The organism is Nocardia takedensis NBRC 100417, from assembly GCF_000308695.1.
Taxonomy (GTDB): Bacteria; Actinomycetota; Actinomycetes; order Mycobacteriales; family Mycobacteriaceae; genus Nocardia; species Nocardia takedensis.
In genome coordinates, this window is record NZ_BAGG01000088.1 from 21,241 (window position 1) to 36,888 (window position 15,648).

The window sequence follows — 15,648 nt, forward strand, 5'->3', positions numbered from 1 at the left end:
GGTGAAGGATCTGGTCGACACCACGGAGATGTATCTCCGTACGATTTACGACCTCGAGGAGGAGGGCGTGGTGCCCCTGCGCGCCCGGATCGCCGAGCGCCTCGAGCAGAGCGGTCCCACGGTCAGCCAGACCGTGGCCCGCATGGAACGCGACGGGTTGCTGCTCGTCGCGGGCGACCGCCATCTGGAGCTGACCGACAAGGGCCGCAGCATGGCGGTGGCCGTGATGCGCAAGCACCGGCTCGCCGAGCGGTTGCTGGTCGACATCATCGGTCTGGACTGGCAGAACGTGCACGCCGAGGCGTGCCGCTGGGAACACGTGATGAGCGAGGACGTCGAACGCCGTCTGGTCGAGGTGCTCAACCACCCCACCACATCCCCCTACGGCAACCCGATCCCCGGCCTGGACGAACTCGGCATCGCCGCGCCGATCGATTCGGTCGAGACCCTCGTCCGGCTCTCCGAACTGCCCAACGGTCATTCCCATGCCGTGGTGGTCCGTCGACTGGCCGAGCACATCCAGACCGATCCCGAGGTCATCGGTCGCCTGCGCGAGGCGGGTGTGGTGCCGGACGCGCGCGTCACGGTGGAGAGCAAGCCGGGTTCGGTCATCATCACCGTGCCGGGCCACGACGGTTTCGAGTTGCCCGAGGAGATGGCGCACGCCGTGCAGGTGAAGTTGGTCGCCGGGTGAGGCTTCTCGTCACGGGCGGCGCGGGATACGTCGGCGGCGTCTGCGCGCGGGTCCTGCTCGAGCAGGGCCACGACGTCGTGGTCGTCGACGATCTGAGCACCGGCAACGCCGACGGCGTGCCCGAGGGCGCGCGCTTCGTGCAGGGCGATGTCGCCGAGGCGGCTCCCGCGCTGCTGCGCGCCGAATCCTTCGACGGCGTCCTGCATTTCGCGGCGCAGTCGCTGGTCGGCGAATCGGTACAGCAACCGGAGAAGTATTGGCACGGCAACGTGGTCAAGACGCTGGAACTGCTGGAGGCCATGCGGCACAGCGGAACCGGACGTCTGGTGTTCTCCTCCACCGCCGCCGTCTACGGCGAACCCGATCGGGTGCCGATCACCGAGGACGCGCCCACCCGTCCGACCAATCCGTACGGCGCCTCCAAACTCGCCATCGATCACGCGATCACCTCCTACGCGATCGCGCACGGACTCGCGGCGACGAGCCTGCGCTATTTCAACGTCGCGGGCGCTTACGGCGGCCTCGGTGAGAACCGCGTGGTGGAAACCCATCTCATCCCCCTCGTGTTGCAGGTGGCCCTCGGTCATCGCAAGGCCATCTCCGTCTTCGGTACCGACTGGCCGACCCACGACGGCACCGCCGTGCGCGACTACATCCACATCCGCGATCTGGCCCAGGCGCATCTGCTGGCCTTGGACACCGCCGAGGCGGGTGTGCACCGGATCTACAATCTCGGCAGCGGCACCGGTTTCTCGGTCCGCGACGTCATCTCGGCCTGCGAGCGGGTCACCGGGCTGCCGATCGCGGCCCAGGACGCGCCGCGCCGTCCCGGCGATCCCGCCGTGCTGATCGCCTCGAGCGCCCGCGCCGTGCAGGAGTTGGGCTGGCTACCCGTGCACAACGATCTCGACGAGATCGTCTCCGACGCGTGGTCGTTCCTCCAGTCCCTCGGCGACCGGGCGCACAGCGCGCGCTGACCGCTACCGGCGCGCCAAGCGCAGGTAGCGCACGGCCGCCCCGGCGAATCCGGCCGCCGCGAGCAGGACACACCACAGGATCGCCTGCGGTGCGCTCTCGGCGGTCCCGCCGCCGAGCAGGCCGCGCACGGTGTCGATGACCGGGGTGGCCGGTTGGTGTTCGGCGAAGCCGCGCAGCCACTCCGGCATCGTGGAGGTGCGTACGAACGCGCTGCTGATGTACGGGATGAACATGATCGCGTAGGTCAGCCCGCCCGCCGCCTCGGGATTGCTCGCGATCATGCCCAGCGCCACCGCGATCCAGGAGATCGCCGTGACGAACAGCGTGATCACCGCGACCGCCGCGATCCACTGCCCCACATCGGCCCCCGGACGGAAGCCGAGCAGCAGCGCGACCGTCACCGCGACCGCGATGGCGAGCAGATTGCGGACGATCCCTTCGGTCACGTGGCCGACCAACAGCGCCGAGCGGAACATGGGCAGGGTGCGGAACCGGTCGATACTGCCCCTGGTCATATCCGCCGAAACCGCGGTGGCGGTGATGGAAGACCCGAAGCCGGTGCACAGCACCATGATTCCGGGCACCACGTAGTCCAGATACGGTCCGCCGACCGCGATCGCGCCGCCGAAGACGTAGGTGAACATCAGCATCACCAGGATCGGCATGAGCAGCGAGATGATCAGGGTGTCGCGGCTGCGCAGGGTGTGGCGCGCGCAGCGCCGGAACATCACCGCGCAATCGGCGATCGCCGCGCCGATCACCGGGCGCTCGCCTCGACCAGGTCGGCGGCGTGTTCGACGGTCCCCTCGGTGCGCAGGGCGCCGGCGAACCGCTCGGCCGCCGCCCGCTGCCGCCGCCCCAGCAACGGCGCCAGGGTGTGTTCCAGGCGGGGCCTGTTCAACCGGGTGAACGGCAGATGCGCTCCGACCCCGAGTCGACTCACCTGCGCACCCCACAGCGGCTGCTCGAAGGAGACCGAGCACACGAGGGTGGGCAGACCGGCGCGCAGACTCTCGAACAGCGTGCCGACCCCGCCGTGGTGCACGGCCGCCGCGCAGCGCGGGAACACCAGGTCGTGCGCGAACGAGCCGACGACCGCGATGTCGGGTCCGCCGCGGACCGCGTCGCGATCCAGATCGCTCCCCCCGGCGCTGACCAGCGCGCGCACACCCAGGCGCTGCGCCACCTCCGTCACCATCGCGAGGACGGCGGCGGTGTCGCGAATCGGCATGCTGCCGAAGCCGAAGAACACCGGCGGCTCACCCCGGTCGATCCAGTCCAGAATGGCCTCGTGGTCGCCGGCGAGTTCGCCTACCGCCGCGCGGGCCTGCTGGTCGAGGGTGAGGAATCCGGTGAACGGCCTGCGCTCGTCCCACTGTTCGGGCAGCCCAGGAACCAGCGCCGGATCGTAGATCTGGAGTTCCGGGACCCCTCGCCGTTCGAGCACCGCGGCCGTGCTCGCCCGTGAGGGCGGCAGACCGAGGTCGGCGCGCAGCGCGTTGAGGTAGCGCATGAACACCACCCGCCGCAGATTCTCGGCGACCGTCCAGGTAGCCCGGTTGACGCCGGCGGGCGGATTCCACTGCGGGGGCAACGATCCGGGAAACGGATAGGCGTTGTTGGCACGGCACGGGAAGTAGTGGAGGCTGACCAAGGGCACCCCCATCGCCTCGGCCACCGAACTCGCCCGGTCTTCGGTGACGGTGCTCGCCACGATCAGGTCGGCCCCCGCGCACACCTCGATCACCTCGCGATTCATCCGCTCGGCGTAGCCCGCCATCTGCCGGGCCACCAACTGCATCAGCCGCAGGGTGTTGCCCGCGGCCAGCGCGCGCTGCCCCTCCTCGGAGCTGTAGAGCCGCTGGACATCGGGCCCGCAGGGGCGGGCCGTCAGTCCGGTCGCGGTGACGAAATCGACCAGATTCGGCGGGGCGCCCACCACGATGTCGTGTCCTCGGCGGCGCAGTTCGAGCGCCAGCGCGACCACCGGTTGCACATCCCCCCGGGTCCCGGTGAGCGGGATCGCGATTCTCACGTCGGCCCTTTCGGTGCGGTTTGCTGCCCCGGCAACCGTACTGCCCCCGTCACGCACCTGCCCGTCCCCGAATTGAGGGCTCTCCGTACGGCGCGTGAATAAGTACAGTGCTGTGGTGTGCACGTAGCGCTGTTCATGGACTACCACCCGGAGACTCTGGGCGGCATCCAGATCGCGGTCGCCTCGCTGTGCCGCGGACTGCGACTCGCCGGACACCGCGTCACCCTGTTCGTCGCCCCGATGCCCGGCGCGGCCCCCAGCCCCGACATCGTGGAACTCTACGCGCGCGGCCCGCTGGTGAATGGATTCCCGGTGGTGGTACCCGGCGCGCGCAACGACGAATTGGTCGATGCCGTGTTCGCCGCGCACCACCCTGTCGACATCGTGCACACCCACACCACCTACGGGGTGGCGATCTCCGGGATGCGCGCCGCGCGCAGGCACGGCATTCCCCTGGTGCACACCGCGCAGAGCCGCGACGACGCGTTCATCGAACACACCTCGCCCGCACCGTACGCCGCCGCGTTGGCGCTGCGGATCCTGCACGGGCGCTACGTCCCGCATCGCGGCCGCACCCCGCGCGGCGTCGAGTCCCGGGCCGCCCGCAACGCCTGGCGCACCGTGGTGGCGCAGGCCGCGGCCGCCGATCGGGTGATCGCACCGACCCGGCATTTCGCCGAGGCGCTGCGGGCGCACGGGCTGACCGTCGCGCCGCGAGTGGTCTCCAACGGCGTCGACGACGATCTGGTCGACCGTTTGCGCGAGCTGCCGAGCGGGCCGGAGACCGACGGCCCGCTGCGCCTGGTGTGGAGCGGGCGTCTCTCGGCCGAGAAGCGCCCGCTGGCCGCTGTCGAGGCGGTGCGGCGCGTGCCAGACTGCACCCTCGACCTGTTCGGCGAGGGCGACCAGGCCGAGCCGATCGCGGCCTTCGTCACCGAGCACGGCCTCGCCGACCGGATCCGGCTGCACGGCAGGCGCACTCGCGAGCAGTGGTTGACCGCGGCCCGGCGCGCGGACGCCCTGCTGTTCACCTCCCACGGGTTCGACACCCAGGGCATGGTGCTGCTCGAGGCGGTGGCCGCGGGCGTCCCCGTCCTCTACTGCGATCCCGATCTGGACGAATCGGTGCCCGAGGGCGGCGGGCGGCGCGGCGCCGACCCCTCCCCCGAAGCCTTGGCCGGCATCGTCGCCGACCTCGCGGCCGATCGCGCGGACCTCGCCGCGATGCGCGCCGCCCTTGCCGCACACACCGACTCGGTCCGCAGCTCGCACCACCTCGCCGAGGTGCTCGCGGTGTACGCCGGGGCGCGCGGCGAGCTCGACCCGCCACCGATCCCGGCCACGCTGGCCGAGGTGCCGACCGCACCGGGGGCTCTGCCGGTGGTCGGGCACACGCTGCGCGCGCTGCGCGACGCTCCCGGTTTCGTCACCTCGCTGTCCGCGCTCGGGCCGATCGTGCGGATCCGCTTCGGGCTCAAGACCGGTTACCTGCTGACCACCCCGGACCTGGTGCGCGAGGTCGGACTCGGGGACGCGGAGTTCAACCGCGACGATCTGCGCGAGGCGATCGTGGACGTGGCGGGCTCCGCGGTGAACGTGCTGCGCGGCGAGGAGCACAAACTGCGCAGGCGGATGATCGCCCCCGCGCTGCGTCAGGGCCGTCTCGCCGAGTACTCGGCCGCCGCCGCGGGGATCGCGCACCGCTGGGCGGCGGCCCTCCCCGCCGACGCGCGGGTCGACCTGATGGACGAAGCCCACGGTCTGATCCTGGACACCGTCTCCTCGACGCTGTTCACCGCTGATTTCGGGGACCGCGCGCGACTGGAGATCCGGGACAACGTGCCGTGGCTGCTCAGCGAGGTGATCCTGCGCACCGCCCTGCCGCCGCAACTGCGCCGGATGCGGGTGCTCGCGGACCGCCGCTGGCGCAGCAGATCCCGCAAGCTGCGCGCGGCGATCGGCGGGGTGGTCGGTGAATACCGCCGCCGCGGCGAGGATTACAACGACGTGGTCTCGGCCCTGATCCGCCACACCGACCCGGAGACCGGCGCGCGACTGTCCGACGAGCACATCATCGACGAGGCGATCCTCATGCTCGCGGGCGGCGTCGGTTCGATGGCCTCGCTGACGGGTTGGCTGTGGCACGAGGTGATGGCACGGCCGCCGATCGCCGAGCGGTTGTGGGCCGAACTCGACGCCGTCGTGGGCTCCGATCCCGTCGGGCCCGAACACCTCCCGGCGCTGCCCTACCTCAAGCAGGTGGTCGCCGAGACGCTGCGCTTCTGGGGCCCGTGGATCAGTGCGGGCACCGCCGACGGCGATATCCGGGTGGGCGGCCTGACGATTCCCGACGGCACGGCCGTCATGTTCAGCCCGTACATGGTCCAGCACGACCCGCGTTACTTCGCCGCCCCGGAGGACTTCGATCCGGACCGGTGGTCGCCCGAGCGCGCGGGCGAGGTTGACAAGAAGGCGAATCTGTCCTTCGGCGTGGGCCGTCGCCGCTGCCTCGGCGACCATTTCGCGATGCTGGAGATCGCCCTGGCCTCGGCCGCGCTGCTCTCGCGCTGGCGCCCCGAACCGGATCCGCGCTACGTCGTGCGCGCGTCGAACCGCGATTTCGTGCTCTCGCCCTCGGCGCTGCCCGTCACCCTGCGCCCCCGCTGACCGAGCGCGCGGCGCCGACGAACCGCCCGTGGTCATTCGGGCCGCCCGCCGAGGTCGACGCCGAGGCGCGCGGCGGTGGCATGACCGCTGCGGGCCAGCCTGCGCAAGGTCTCGGGCCGCATTCCCGCGCGCAGCGCGGTCTCGAGCAGAATCGCCATCGGGTTGGTGGGGTCGGCCTCGAGAGCCGCGTCCAGGGCGATGCCCGCGAACGGACCGTCGCCGCGGATGTAGGCGCTGTAGCCCAGCAGCGCCGCTAGATCGGCGCGGTCGGGGCCGGTGCTGGCCCGGGTCAGGGTGAGCCACAGTTGTTCCGCGGCCCAGGCGTGTTCGCCCACGGCGAGAGCGAACACGCTGTCGCGCACGCACCGGTCGCGCAAGGCCACCACGACCTCGGCGAGCACCGGTGTGGCGAGTGCGCCGCCCGCGTCGATCTCGGCCACCCGCCACAGCACGTATTCCAGCGCGGCGCGCCGGTAGCGGTCGACGGCGCCGTGCCGCACCGCCACGGCGAACCGGTCACGCGCCAGACCGGCCGCGGTGTTCAGGCAGGCGTCGAATTCCGCTCGCCCCGCGGTGTTCTCGGCCAACAGGCTCACGAGTTCGGCGCGGGTGCGATGGATCGGGCGGCCGTCCACCACGTGTGCCACGGTGACCGGCGAGGCGTCCGGATCCGGCACCCGGCCGTGCTGGTGCGGGTCGAACAGATTCCACCAGGGGTGTCCCGCGGCGATGGCGGGCGTCGCCCACGCGCCGACGAGATCGATGCCGCGCCCGGTGAGCCGCCGTTCGAGGGCGGCGACCAGTGCCGCGGCTTCCGCGCGGCCGGCGTCCGCGGTGGCGGCGCGGCCCGGGAGGGAGGTGGGCGGGCCCTCGGTCAGGCCGTCGTCGACGACGACGGCGAGCACCTGCCGGGCGTCGTCGACCGCGCAGACCTGGCCGACGCAGCCGGCGAACGTCTCGATCGGGTCGGTGTCCGGGACGTCCTCGCACAGGTCGAAACGCACCACCGCCTCGATGACCGGTGTGGCGTGCGCGCCCTCCACGCCGATCACGGCCACGACCAGCGACCGCTCCGGACGGAAACCCACCATCGCGGGCAGAGCCGCGATCAGCTCGCCCGGATCCTCGACGCGCAGGGCCCCGTAGCGCGGCGCCGTCTCGCCGCACATCGCGGTGCGCGCCACCAGCGTCGGGAACTCGCCGAAATCGTCGGGCGGCTCCGAGATCGGGCGGCGGCCGTGCGCCTGGACCGCCAGGCCCCGGCCCAGCGGCGGCGGGCCGTCGTGCCGTCCGACCGGACGGCGGCACCACCGCGCGGCGGCGGGGCCGTTGTCGAGGGAGGTCGCGGATTCGCCACCGCGATCGTGCGGTTCGGTCGATGGGCTCATGGGGTCGATCCTGCGCTCGGAGCGGGCGACGGGGATCGCGCCGACCAGGGGATCCGGCGGCCCTGTGGACGAACGGGGCGCTGTGGACGACGCGCCGCGACGCGCCCCGCGCCACCGGCGGTCAGGCTTCGCGGACCTCGCGGACCGCGACGGCGAACAACTCGTCCTGGGCCGCGCTGTCGGGGATCTCGGTCACCTCGGCGAAGATCATGTAGGTCACCGTGATCCGCACGTCCGCGATCTGGGCGGCCACCGTCCGCATGGTCTGGACGAGGCCGACGCCGCCCACGTCGGGGCGCACCGTGTGACGCAGGGCGAGGGTGTCGTCGGCGTCGACGTCCGGCGGGTCGACCAGGGTGGTGCGCACGGTCGTCGTCGGGCCCGCGCCGCTGACCTGCATCTCCCCGCAGCCGAGCAACTGGGCGCGCAGTTCCGACAGCGGCCGGGTGGTGCGGGTCAGCTCGACGGTCAGGGTCGCGCGGGTCTCGTTGTCGGTGCCCACCGCCACGGCCGTGTTCTCGGGGCCCGGCGCGGCGGCGGGCGGGGTGCACGACGCAGGCGTCACGCGCGCGCCGCGCGGCACGCCGGTCAGATCGCCCGCCGCCTGCGCCGCGGCCTCCGGCGGCAGGCGCACGGCCGGATAGCGGGCCGGGAACTGGCCGGGATCGGGCAGCAGCGCGGCCAGATCGCCCGGTATCCGGCGCTGGACCGCGGTCTGGTCGGCGGCCAACGGGGATCCGGCCACGAGGCCGCCGCACCCGGTCAGCAGCGCTAGAATGACCGAGACCACGCCCGATGCGGCGATGGTCACCCCCCGCCTCGAAACCGGCACAGTCACGGGGCTCACTGTGCCAAACTCCCCGTGGTCGTCGGCGATGCCACGCCGTGCCGATCCCGGGGCCTCGCTCCGGGCGATTCGGCCCGGACGGGAATGCACACCTCCCGAACGCTGTTGCGCACACTGTTGGGCGGTGTCACACCGTGCGCGGTGCACGTCACCGTCATGGGGGACAATGGATGAGGTTCCCTCGCGCGGCGCACGTCGGGTGCCGGGACACGAACGTCCCGCATCGCATCGGCCGGTGGGTGCGGACCGCGCAGGAAGGAGTACGCGATGGACTACGAGTCGCGAATGTACGAACTGGAGTTCCCCGCTCCGCAGCTGTCCTCCGCCGATGGCTCGGGTCCGGTCCTCGTGCACGGACTGGAAGGCTTCACCGACGCCGGTCACGCCGTCCGGCTGGCCACCACCCACCTGCGCGAGAGCCTCGAGTCCGAACTCGTCGCCTCGTTCGACGTGGACGAATTGCTGGACTACCGCTCGCGTCGTCCGCTGATGACGTTCAAGACCGACCACTTCGCCGACTACGCCGAGCCGGAGCTGAACCTGTGGGCGCTGCGCGACACCGCGGGCACCCCCTTCCTGCTGTTGGCGGGCATCGAGCCGGATCTGCGCTGGGAGAAGTTCACCTCGGCGGTGCGCCTGCTGTCCGAACAGCTCGGCGTGCGGCGCACCATCGGTCTGAGCGCGATCCCGATGGCGATCCCGCACACCCGGCCGCTCGGGGTCACCGCGCATTCCTCCGATCGCGACCTGATCGCCGATCACCAGCGCTGGCCGGGTGAGTTGCAGGTGCCGGGCAGCGCGTCCTCGCTGCTGGAGTACCGGATGGCCCAGCACGGCCACGAATCGGTCGGTTTCTCCGTGCACGTGCCGCACTACCTGGCCCAGACCGCCTATCCCGAGGCCGCGCAGACCTTGTTGGAGAACGTCGCCGACAACGCGGGCCTGGAGATTCCGCTGGCCGCGCTCGGCGAGGCCGCGGCGCGGGTGCGCGAACAGGTCAACGAGCACATCGCGGGCAATTCCGAGGTCGAGACGGTCGTGCACGCGCTCGAGCGCCAGTACGACAGTTTCGTCAGTGCCCAGGAGCAGCAGTCCAGTCTGCTCGCGGGCGACGGCGAACTGCCCAGCGGCGACGAGTTGGGCGCGGAGTTCGAGCGGTTCCTGGCCGAACAGGGCGGCTGGGACGGCGAGGGCCCGGCCCGCGGCTGACGGTGTCGCCGCGAGGTCGGAGCCGACTCGGGGCGGGTGATCCGAGCCCGTAGGGTGTGCGGAGTGGATCTGACCGAACTGCTGGAGATACCGGGGACCGACGCGGACGCGCTGTACGAGTCGTTCGGGCTCTGGGCCGCCGCCCAGGGCACCCCGCTGTATCCCGCGCAGGACGAGGCGCTGCTGGAGCTGGCCTCGGGGTCCCACGTCATCCTGGCCACGCCGACCGGTTCGGGCAAGTCCCTGGTCGCGGTGGGCGCGCACCTGTTCGCGCTGACCCGCGGGCAGCGCACCTACTACACCGCCCCGATCAAAGCGCTGGTCAGCGAGAAGTTCTTCGCGCTGTGCGAGGTGTTCGGCGCGGAGCGGGTCGGCATGGTGACCGGTGACGCGGCGGTCAACGCCGACGCGCCCATCATCTGCGCGACCGCCGAGATCCTGGCCAATCTGGCGTTGCGCGAGGGCGCGGACGCCGAGGTGGGCCAGGTGGTGATGGACGAGTTCCATTTCTACGCCGATCCCGATCGCGGCTGGGCCTGGCAGGTGCCGTTGCTGGAGTTGCCGCGCGCGCAGTTCCTGCTGATGTCGGCGACGCTGGGCGAGGTCGATTTCTTCGCCCGCGATCTGGAGCGGCGCACCGGCAATCCCGCGGCGATCGTGGCGGGGACCGAACGTCCGGTGCCGCTGCATTTCTCCTATGCCAGGACGCCGATCACCGAAACGCTCGAGGAATTGGTCACCACCCACCAATCCCCGGTCTACGTGGTGCATTTCACCCAGGCGGCGGCCTTGGAGCGGGCGCAGGCGCTGACCAGCGTGAACTTCGCCTCCCGCGCCGAGAAGGACGCGATCGCGGCGGCGCTGGGCGGATTTCGTTTCGCGTCGGGTTTCGGCAAGACCCTCTCGCGGCTCATCCGGCACGGGATCGGCGTGCACCACGCGGGCATGTTGCCGAAGTACCGCCGACTGGTCGAGCGACTGGCCCAGGAAGGGCTGCTGAAAGTGGTGTGCGGCACCGACACCCTCGGCGTCGGGATCAACGTGCCGATCCGCACGGTGCTGCTGACGGGGCTCACCAAATTCGACGGGGTGCGCACCCGCAGACTCAAAGCGCGCGAATTCCACCAGATCGCCGGGCGGGCGGGGCGTGCCGGTTTCGACACCATGGGCACGGTGGTGGTGCAGGCCCCCGAGCACGAGGTGGAGAACACCCGACTGCTCGCGAAGGCGGGGGACGACCCGAAGAAGCAGCGCAAGGTGCAGCGGCGCAAGCCGCCGGAGGGGTTCGTCTCCTGGAGCGAGGAGACCTTCGACCGCTTGGTCGTCGCGCAGCCCGAGCCGATGGTGTCGCGGTTCTCGGTGACCAACGCGATGCTGCTCAACGTGATCGCCCGTCCCGGCAACTGTTTCGACGCGATGCGGCATCTGCTCGAGGACAACCACGAACCGCGGCCCGCCCAGCGCCGCCACATCCTGCGCGCGATCCGGCTCTACCGCGCGCTGCGCGATGCCGGTGTGGTGCAACAACTCCCGGAGCCCGACGCCAAGGGCAGACACGCCAGGCTGACCGTCGATCTGCAACGGGATTTCGCGCTCGACCAGCCGCTGTCGCCGTTCGCGCTGGCGGCCTTCGAGTTGCTCGACAAAACCGCGCCGGGCTATACCCTCGATGTGGTGTCGCTCATCGAATCCACCCTGGAGGATCCGCGTCAGCTGCTGATGGCCCAGCAGCACAAGGCGCGCGGTGTGGCGATCCAGGAGATGAAGGCCGACGGGATCGACTACGACGAGCGGATGGAACTGCTCGAGGAGGTCACCTGGCCCAAGCCGCTGGCCGAGTTGATCGAACCGGCCTACGAGACCTACCGGGTGGGCCACCCGTGGGTCTCGGAGTTCGCGCCGTCGCCGAAGTCGGTGGTGCGCGACATGATCGAGCGGTCGATGACCTTCGCCGAGCTGATCTCGTTCTACGAACTGGCCCGCTCCGAGGGCGTGGTGCTGCGCTATCTGGCCGACGCCTATCGCGCGCTGCGGCGCACCGTGCCCGAGTCGGCGCGCACCGAGGAACTCGAGGACATCACCGAGTGGCTCGGTGAACTCGTCCGCCAGGTCGACTCGAGTCTGCTCGACGAGTGGGAGCAGTTGACCGGTCCGGGCGCGGAGGCCGACGCCGAGCAGGTGGCCTTCGGCGCGGAGACGGTGCGGCCCATCTCGGCCAACGAGCGGGCCTTCCGCGTCATGGTGCGCAACGCGATGTTCCGCCGGGTGGAACTGGCCGCGCTGCGCCGCTGGGACGCTCTGGACGAACTCGGCACGGGGCCGGACTGGGAGTCCGCCCTGGCCCCCTACTTCGCCGAATACGACGCGATCGGCACGGGCCCCGACGCTCGCGGGCCCCAACTGCTCGGGATCGAGCGAAGACCGGGGTTCTGGCAGGTGCGTCAGGTGCTCGACGATCCGGCGGGCGATCACGGCTGGTCCCTCGACGCCACGGTGGATCTGGCCGAATCCGACGCCGCGGGCGAGATCGTCTTCGACGAGATCACCGTCACCGCGGGCTGACGCCCCGACCCCTTGTTCGTGCTGGTCAGCGGTACTGTCGTGCCGCCTTCCGGTGCGCGTCCGGCCCACCCGCGATTCCGGGTTTCGATGGATTCGTAGTTGGGTACCGGGCGCTGATACTCTCTCCCCCGCCGCCGAACCGAAAGATCTACTATGCCCGAATCGCCCTTCCTTGTCATCGACCCTGGAAGAGTCGCCGCGAATTTCCGCGCCCTCGCCACCGCCCTGTCCCCCCGACCGACCCGCATCCGTTACGCGGTCAAGGCAAGTCCGGTCGATGAGCTGATCACCCTGCTCGCCGCCGAGAACGCCGAATTCGATGTCGCCAGTCTCGGCGAGATCCACCAATGTCTGGCTCTGGGCCTCTCGCCCGCCACCCTCTGCTACGGCAACCCCATCAAGAAGGCCGCCGATATCGCGCGCGCCCACGCACTGGGGATCCGCCGCTACGCCTTCGACACCGAGGACGATCTGGCTCGCATCGCCGAGCACGCCCCCGGCGCCGAAGTCGAATGCCGGTTCCTGTCCGCGGCCCCGGCCTCCCGTACGCCCTTCGGCACGAAGTTCGGCTGCGCGCCCGCCGAGGCGGTACGCCTGCTCGCCCGCGCCCGCGATCTCGGCCTTGATCCCGCGGGTCCCTACTTCCACGTCGGCTCCCAGCAACTCGATCCCGAGGCGTGGCGGATCGGCATCACCCAGGCCGCCGAGATCACCGAGGCGTTGGCGGACAAGGGAATCGCCGTGCGCACCGTGAACATCGGTGGCGGCTTGCCGATCTCCTACGCCGAATCCGCTCCCGGACTCGACGAGTTCGCCGCGGTCATCACCGACGCCGCCGCCCGATTCCTGCCCGCGACAACCGAACTCGTGGTCGAGCCCGGCCGCGCGCTGGTCGGCGACGCGGGCACCATCCACGCCGAGGTCGTCGGGGTGCGCACCGCACCGGACGGACGGCGCTGGGTCTATCTCGACGTCGGCCGCTACAACGGCATGGCCGAGACGGAGAACGAGTACATCGCCTACCAATTCGAGACCGACCGCGACGGCGATCCCGTCGACGAGGCGGTGGTCGCCGGACCGACCTGCGACGGCGACGATGTACTGTACCAACGCACGCGTGTCCTTCTGCCGACCACGTTGCGAGCCGGCGATCCCATCCGGATCCTGCACACCGGCGCCTACACGGCGAGCTATTCGTCGGTGTCCTTCAATGGTTTTCCGCCCCTGACCGTTCATGTCTCGGGCGCTGAGCGAGAGTGAGTCTGCTCATGACAGCGGAATTCACCGGTTGGCACGTGCTGGCCGAGTTCGGTGGTGTCGACGCGGCGCTGTGCGACGACCTCGAACGACTCGAATCGGCGTTGCGTGAGTCGCTGATCGCGGCGGGCGTCACCATCTGCGATGTCGTACACAAGAAGTTCGATCCGCAGGGGGTGACCGTCCTCGCGCTGTTGTCGGAGTCCCACGCCTCGATTCACACCTATCCGGAGTCCGGCGACATCTTCGTCGACGTCTTCACCTGCGGAAGCATCGGTGCGGGCGCGACCAAGGCCGTCGAGTTGCTGCGCGACAAGCTCTCTCCCGCCGAGGTTCGGATGCAGGTCATCCAGCGCGGTCACGGGGCGGAGAAGGTCCGCGAACCCGTCGGCGCCGGGCTGACCCGCACCTGGGATCTGCACGAGGTGGTCGTCGACACCCACACCCCGTTCCAGCACATGGTCATCGCCAGGACCGAGCAGGGGCTGAGCCTGTTCTCCGACGACGATCGCCAGTCCACCGAGTTCTCCCAGCTCACCTATCACGAGGCGATGATGGTTCCGGCCTTCGTGCTCGCGGAGAAACTGGATCGGGTGCTGATCATCGGGTCGGGCGAGGGCGTGGCCAGTCAGATGTCGGTCGGCGCGGGCGCGACCGTGGTCGACCACGTCGACATCGATCAACTCGAGGTCGAGTTGTGCGCCGAGCACCTGCCCTACGGGTACACCACCGCGGAACTCGCGGCGGCGGTGGCGGGCGAGGGTCCGATCAAGGTGCACTACGCCGACGGGTGGGATTTCCTGGCCGAAGCCCAGCGGGAGGGGCGGACCTATGACGTCATCGTCATCGATCTGCCCGACGAGCGGGTCGAGGACGCGCAGCACAACCGCCTCTACGAGGCGGAGTTCCTGTCCCGATGTAAGGCCCTGCTCGCGCCGGGCGGCGTGCTCAGCGCGCAGGCGGGGTGCGCGACGATGTGGCGCAACGAGACGTTGGAACGGTCGTGGGCGCGCTTCCACGAGCAGTTCGGCACGGTGGTCATCTACACCAGCGACGAGCACGAGTGGTCGTTCCTGTTCGGCCTGAACGAGCGGATCGCGGACCCGGTGCCGGGGATGACCGACCGTTTGGTCACCTTGCCGTATCGGCCGCAGACCCTCGACGCCCGCGCCTTGGTGCGCGGCGCGATCGAACCGTACGCGCTGCGCGCGGGGCGCTAGGAGATCGTCGGACGCCCCGTCGCCGCGGCGGCGGGGCGTTCGGCGTTTCTCAACCGGTCGCGCGCCACTGTCCGCATTCGGTGACGAAGGCCGCCAGGTGGGCGGTGGCGAAGTCGGCGTGTTCCCAGTCCTGGTCCAGGACCGGGCCGGTCCAGACGTAGGCCAGGACCGCGCCGTCGGGGGTGTCGAGGCGGCGCAGTTCGTATTCCTCGTCCTCGAAATCGTCCAGGACCGCCCATTCGCGCGGATCGAGGCCGGTCAGCAGCAGTCCGGGGGCGTGCGCGTCCGGCGCGGGGACCAGACCGGGATAGATCCGCCCCGGCAGCGCCGCGACGCGCCAACCCGCCAGGTCGGCGGTCTCGGTGTGCGGGCTGCGCCCGATCAGTTCGCGCAGGACTTCGGGGAAACGCAGCGTGCCGTAGACGAACAAGGTGTCCTGCGGGCCGACGGGTCGTTCGGCGTCGGGGATCGCGGGTGCGCGCGCGGCCGATTCCTGCCGCCGCCACTTCACCAGCAGCCACGCGCACCAGCCCGCCACGGCCGCGCCGACGGCCATCGCCGGGAGTTCGCCGTCGACCAGATGGCCGATCACTCCGATGCCGCCGAACACGACGCCGACCCAGGCGGCGGTCCTGGGGTGCCGCCGGAGCAGATCGCGCACGGCGTGCACGGCGTGGCGGACCTCTTCCGGGTGACGCTTGCACCAGAGCACGAAGTAGATCGGCCAGGCGACCGGGAAGAGCAGGATCACAACGATGCGCGCAACCATATTCCGTGCCTCCGTGCCACCC

12 protein-coding genes are annotated in these 15,648 nt (G+C 70.7%); 7 read left to right on the plus strand and 5 right to left on the minus strand.

Features of this window, described 5'->3' with window-relative positions; translation table 11 throughout:
* The first annotated feature begins 1 nt into the window (after position 1).
* Both ON30_RS17660 and galE read left to right on the plus strand, forming a co-directional pair.
* Positions 2–694, plus strand: coding sequence for an iron-dependent transcriptional repressor DtxR (locus ON30_RS17660; protein ID WP_040708550.1), 693 nt, complete (start codon positions 2–4; stop codon positions 692–694).
* Positions 691–1,671, plus strand: coding sequence for a UDP-glucose 4-epimerase GalE (gene galE / locus ON30_RS17665; protein ID WP_040708552.1), 981 nt, complete (start codon positions 691–693; stop codon positions 1,669–1,671). The genes ON30_RS17660 and galE overlap by 4 nt, the downstream gene beginning before the upstream one ends.
* Positions 1,672–1,674: 3 nt before the next feature.
* Here galE and ON30_RS17670 read toward each other — a convergent pair whose 3' ends face one another.
* Together ON30_RS17670 and ON30_RS17675 are read right to left on the minus strand one after the other, a co-directional pair.
* Positions 1,675–2,433, minus strand: a complete 759-nt coding sequence (locus tag ON30_RS17670) for an ABC transporter permease (protein ID WP_245554098.1) — start codon at positions 2,431–2,433, stop codon at positions 1,675–1,677.
* Positions 2,430–3,707, minus strand: coding sequence for a glycosyltransferase (locus ON30_RS17675; RefSeq protein ID WP_040708553.1), 1,278 nt, complete (start codon positions 3,705–3,707; stop codon positions 2,430–2,432). Before ON30_RS17675 ends, ON30_RS17670 begins: the two co-directional genes overlap by 4 nt.
* Positions 3,708–3,824: 117 nt before the next feature.
* Here ON30_RS17675 and ON30_RS36195 point away from each other — a divergent pair, with 117 nt between their 5' ends.
* Positions 3,825–6,374 (plus strand): cytochrome P450, encoded by a 2,550-nt coding sequence (locus tag ON30_RS36195; protein WP_083911475.1) that lies wholly within the window; start codon positions 3,825–3,827, stop codon positions 6,372–6,374.
* A gap of 32 nt (positions 6,375–6,406) precedes the next feature.
* Here ON30_RS36195 and ON30_RS17685 read toward each other — a convergent pair whose 3' ends face one another.
* Positions 6,407–7,762, minus strand: coding sequence for a DUF4192 domain-containing protein (locus tag ON30_RS17685; protein ID WP_051029474.1), 1,356 nt, complete (start codon positions 7,760–7,762; stop codon positions 6,407–6,409).
* A 121-nt stretch (positions 7,763–7,883) separates the two neighbouring features.
* Entirely contained in the window at positions 7,884–8,573 is a 690-nt protein-coding gene (locus tag ON30_RS17690) for a DUF5642 family protein (protein WP_085999351.1), read from the minus strand.
* Positions 8,574–8,876: 303 nt separating this feature from the next.
* On the opposite strand from ON30_RS17690, the gene ON30_RS17695 reads away from it, so the two are divergent.
* The 4 genes from ON30_RS17695 (at position 8,877) to speD (ending at position 14,857) form a co-directional block, all read left to right on the plus strand.
* Positions 8,877–9,818: a PAC2 family protein gene (locus ON30_RS17695; RefSeq protein WP_040708554.1), complete on the plus strand. Its 942-nt coding sequence runs from the start codon at positions 8,877–8,879 to the stop codon at positions 9,816–9,818.
* Between the two features lie 87 nt (positions 9,819–9,905).
* A complete protein-coding gene (locus ON30_RS17700) occupies positions 9,906–12,380 on the plus strand; it encodes a DEAD/DEAH box helicase (RefSeq protein WP_373282580.1) in 2,475 nt (824 codons plus the stop codon).
* A 153-nt stretch (positions 12,381–12,533) separates the two neighbouring features.
* Positions 12,534–13,640, plus strand: a complete 1,107-nt coding sequence (locus tag ON30_RS17705) for a type III PLP-dependent enzyme (protein ID WP_040708556.1) — start codon at positions 12,534–12,536, stop codon at positions 13,638–13,640.
* Positions 13,641–13,648: 8 nt separating this feature from the next.
* Entirely contained in the window at positions 13,649–14,857 is a 1,209-nt protein-coding gene (gene speD, locus ON30_RS17710) for an adenosylmethionine decarboxylase (RefSeq protein ID WP_040708627.1), read from the plus strand.
* A gap of 49 nt (positions 14,858–14,906) precedes the next feature.
* Here the strand turns inward: speD and ON30_RS17715 are convergent, their stop codons facing one another.
* Positions 14,907–15,626, minus strand: coding sequence for a gamma-glutamylcyclotransferase family protein (locus ON30_RS17715; protein ID WP_218006275.1), 720 nt, complete (start codon positions 15,624–15,626; stop codon positions 14,907–14,909).
* Positions 15,627–15,648 lie beyond the last annotated feature (22 nt).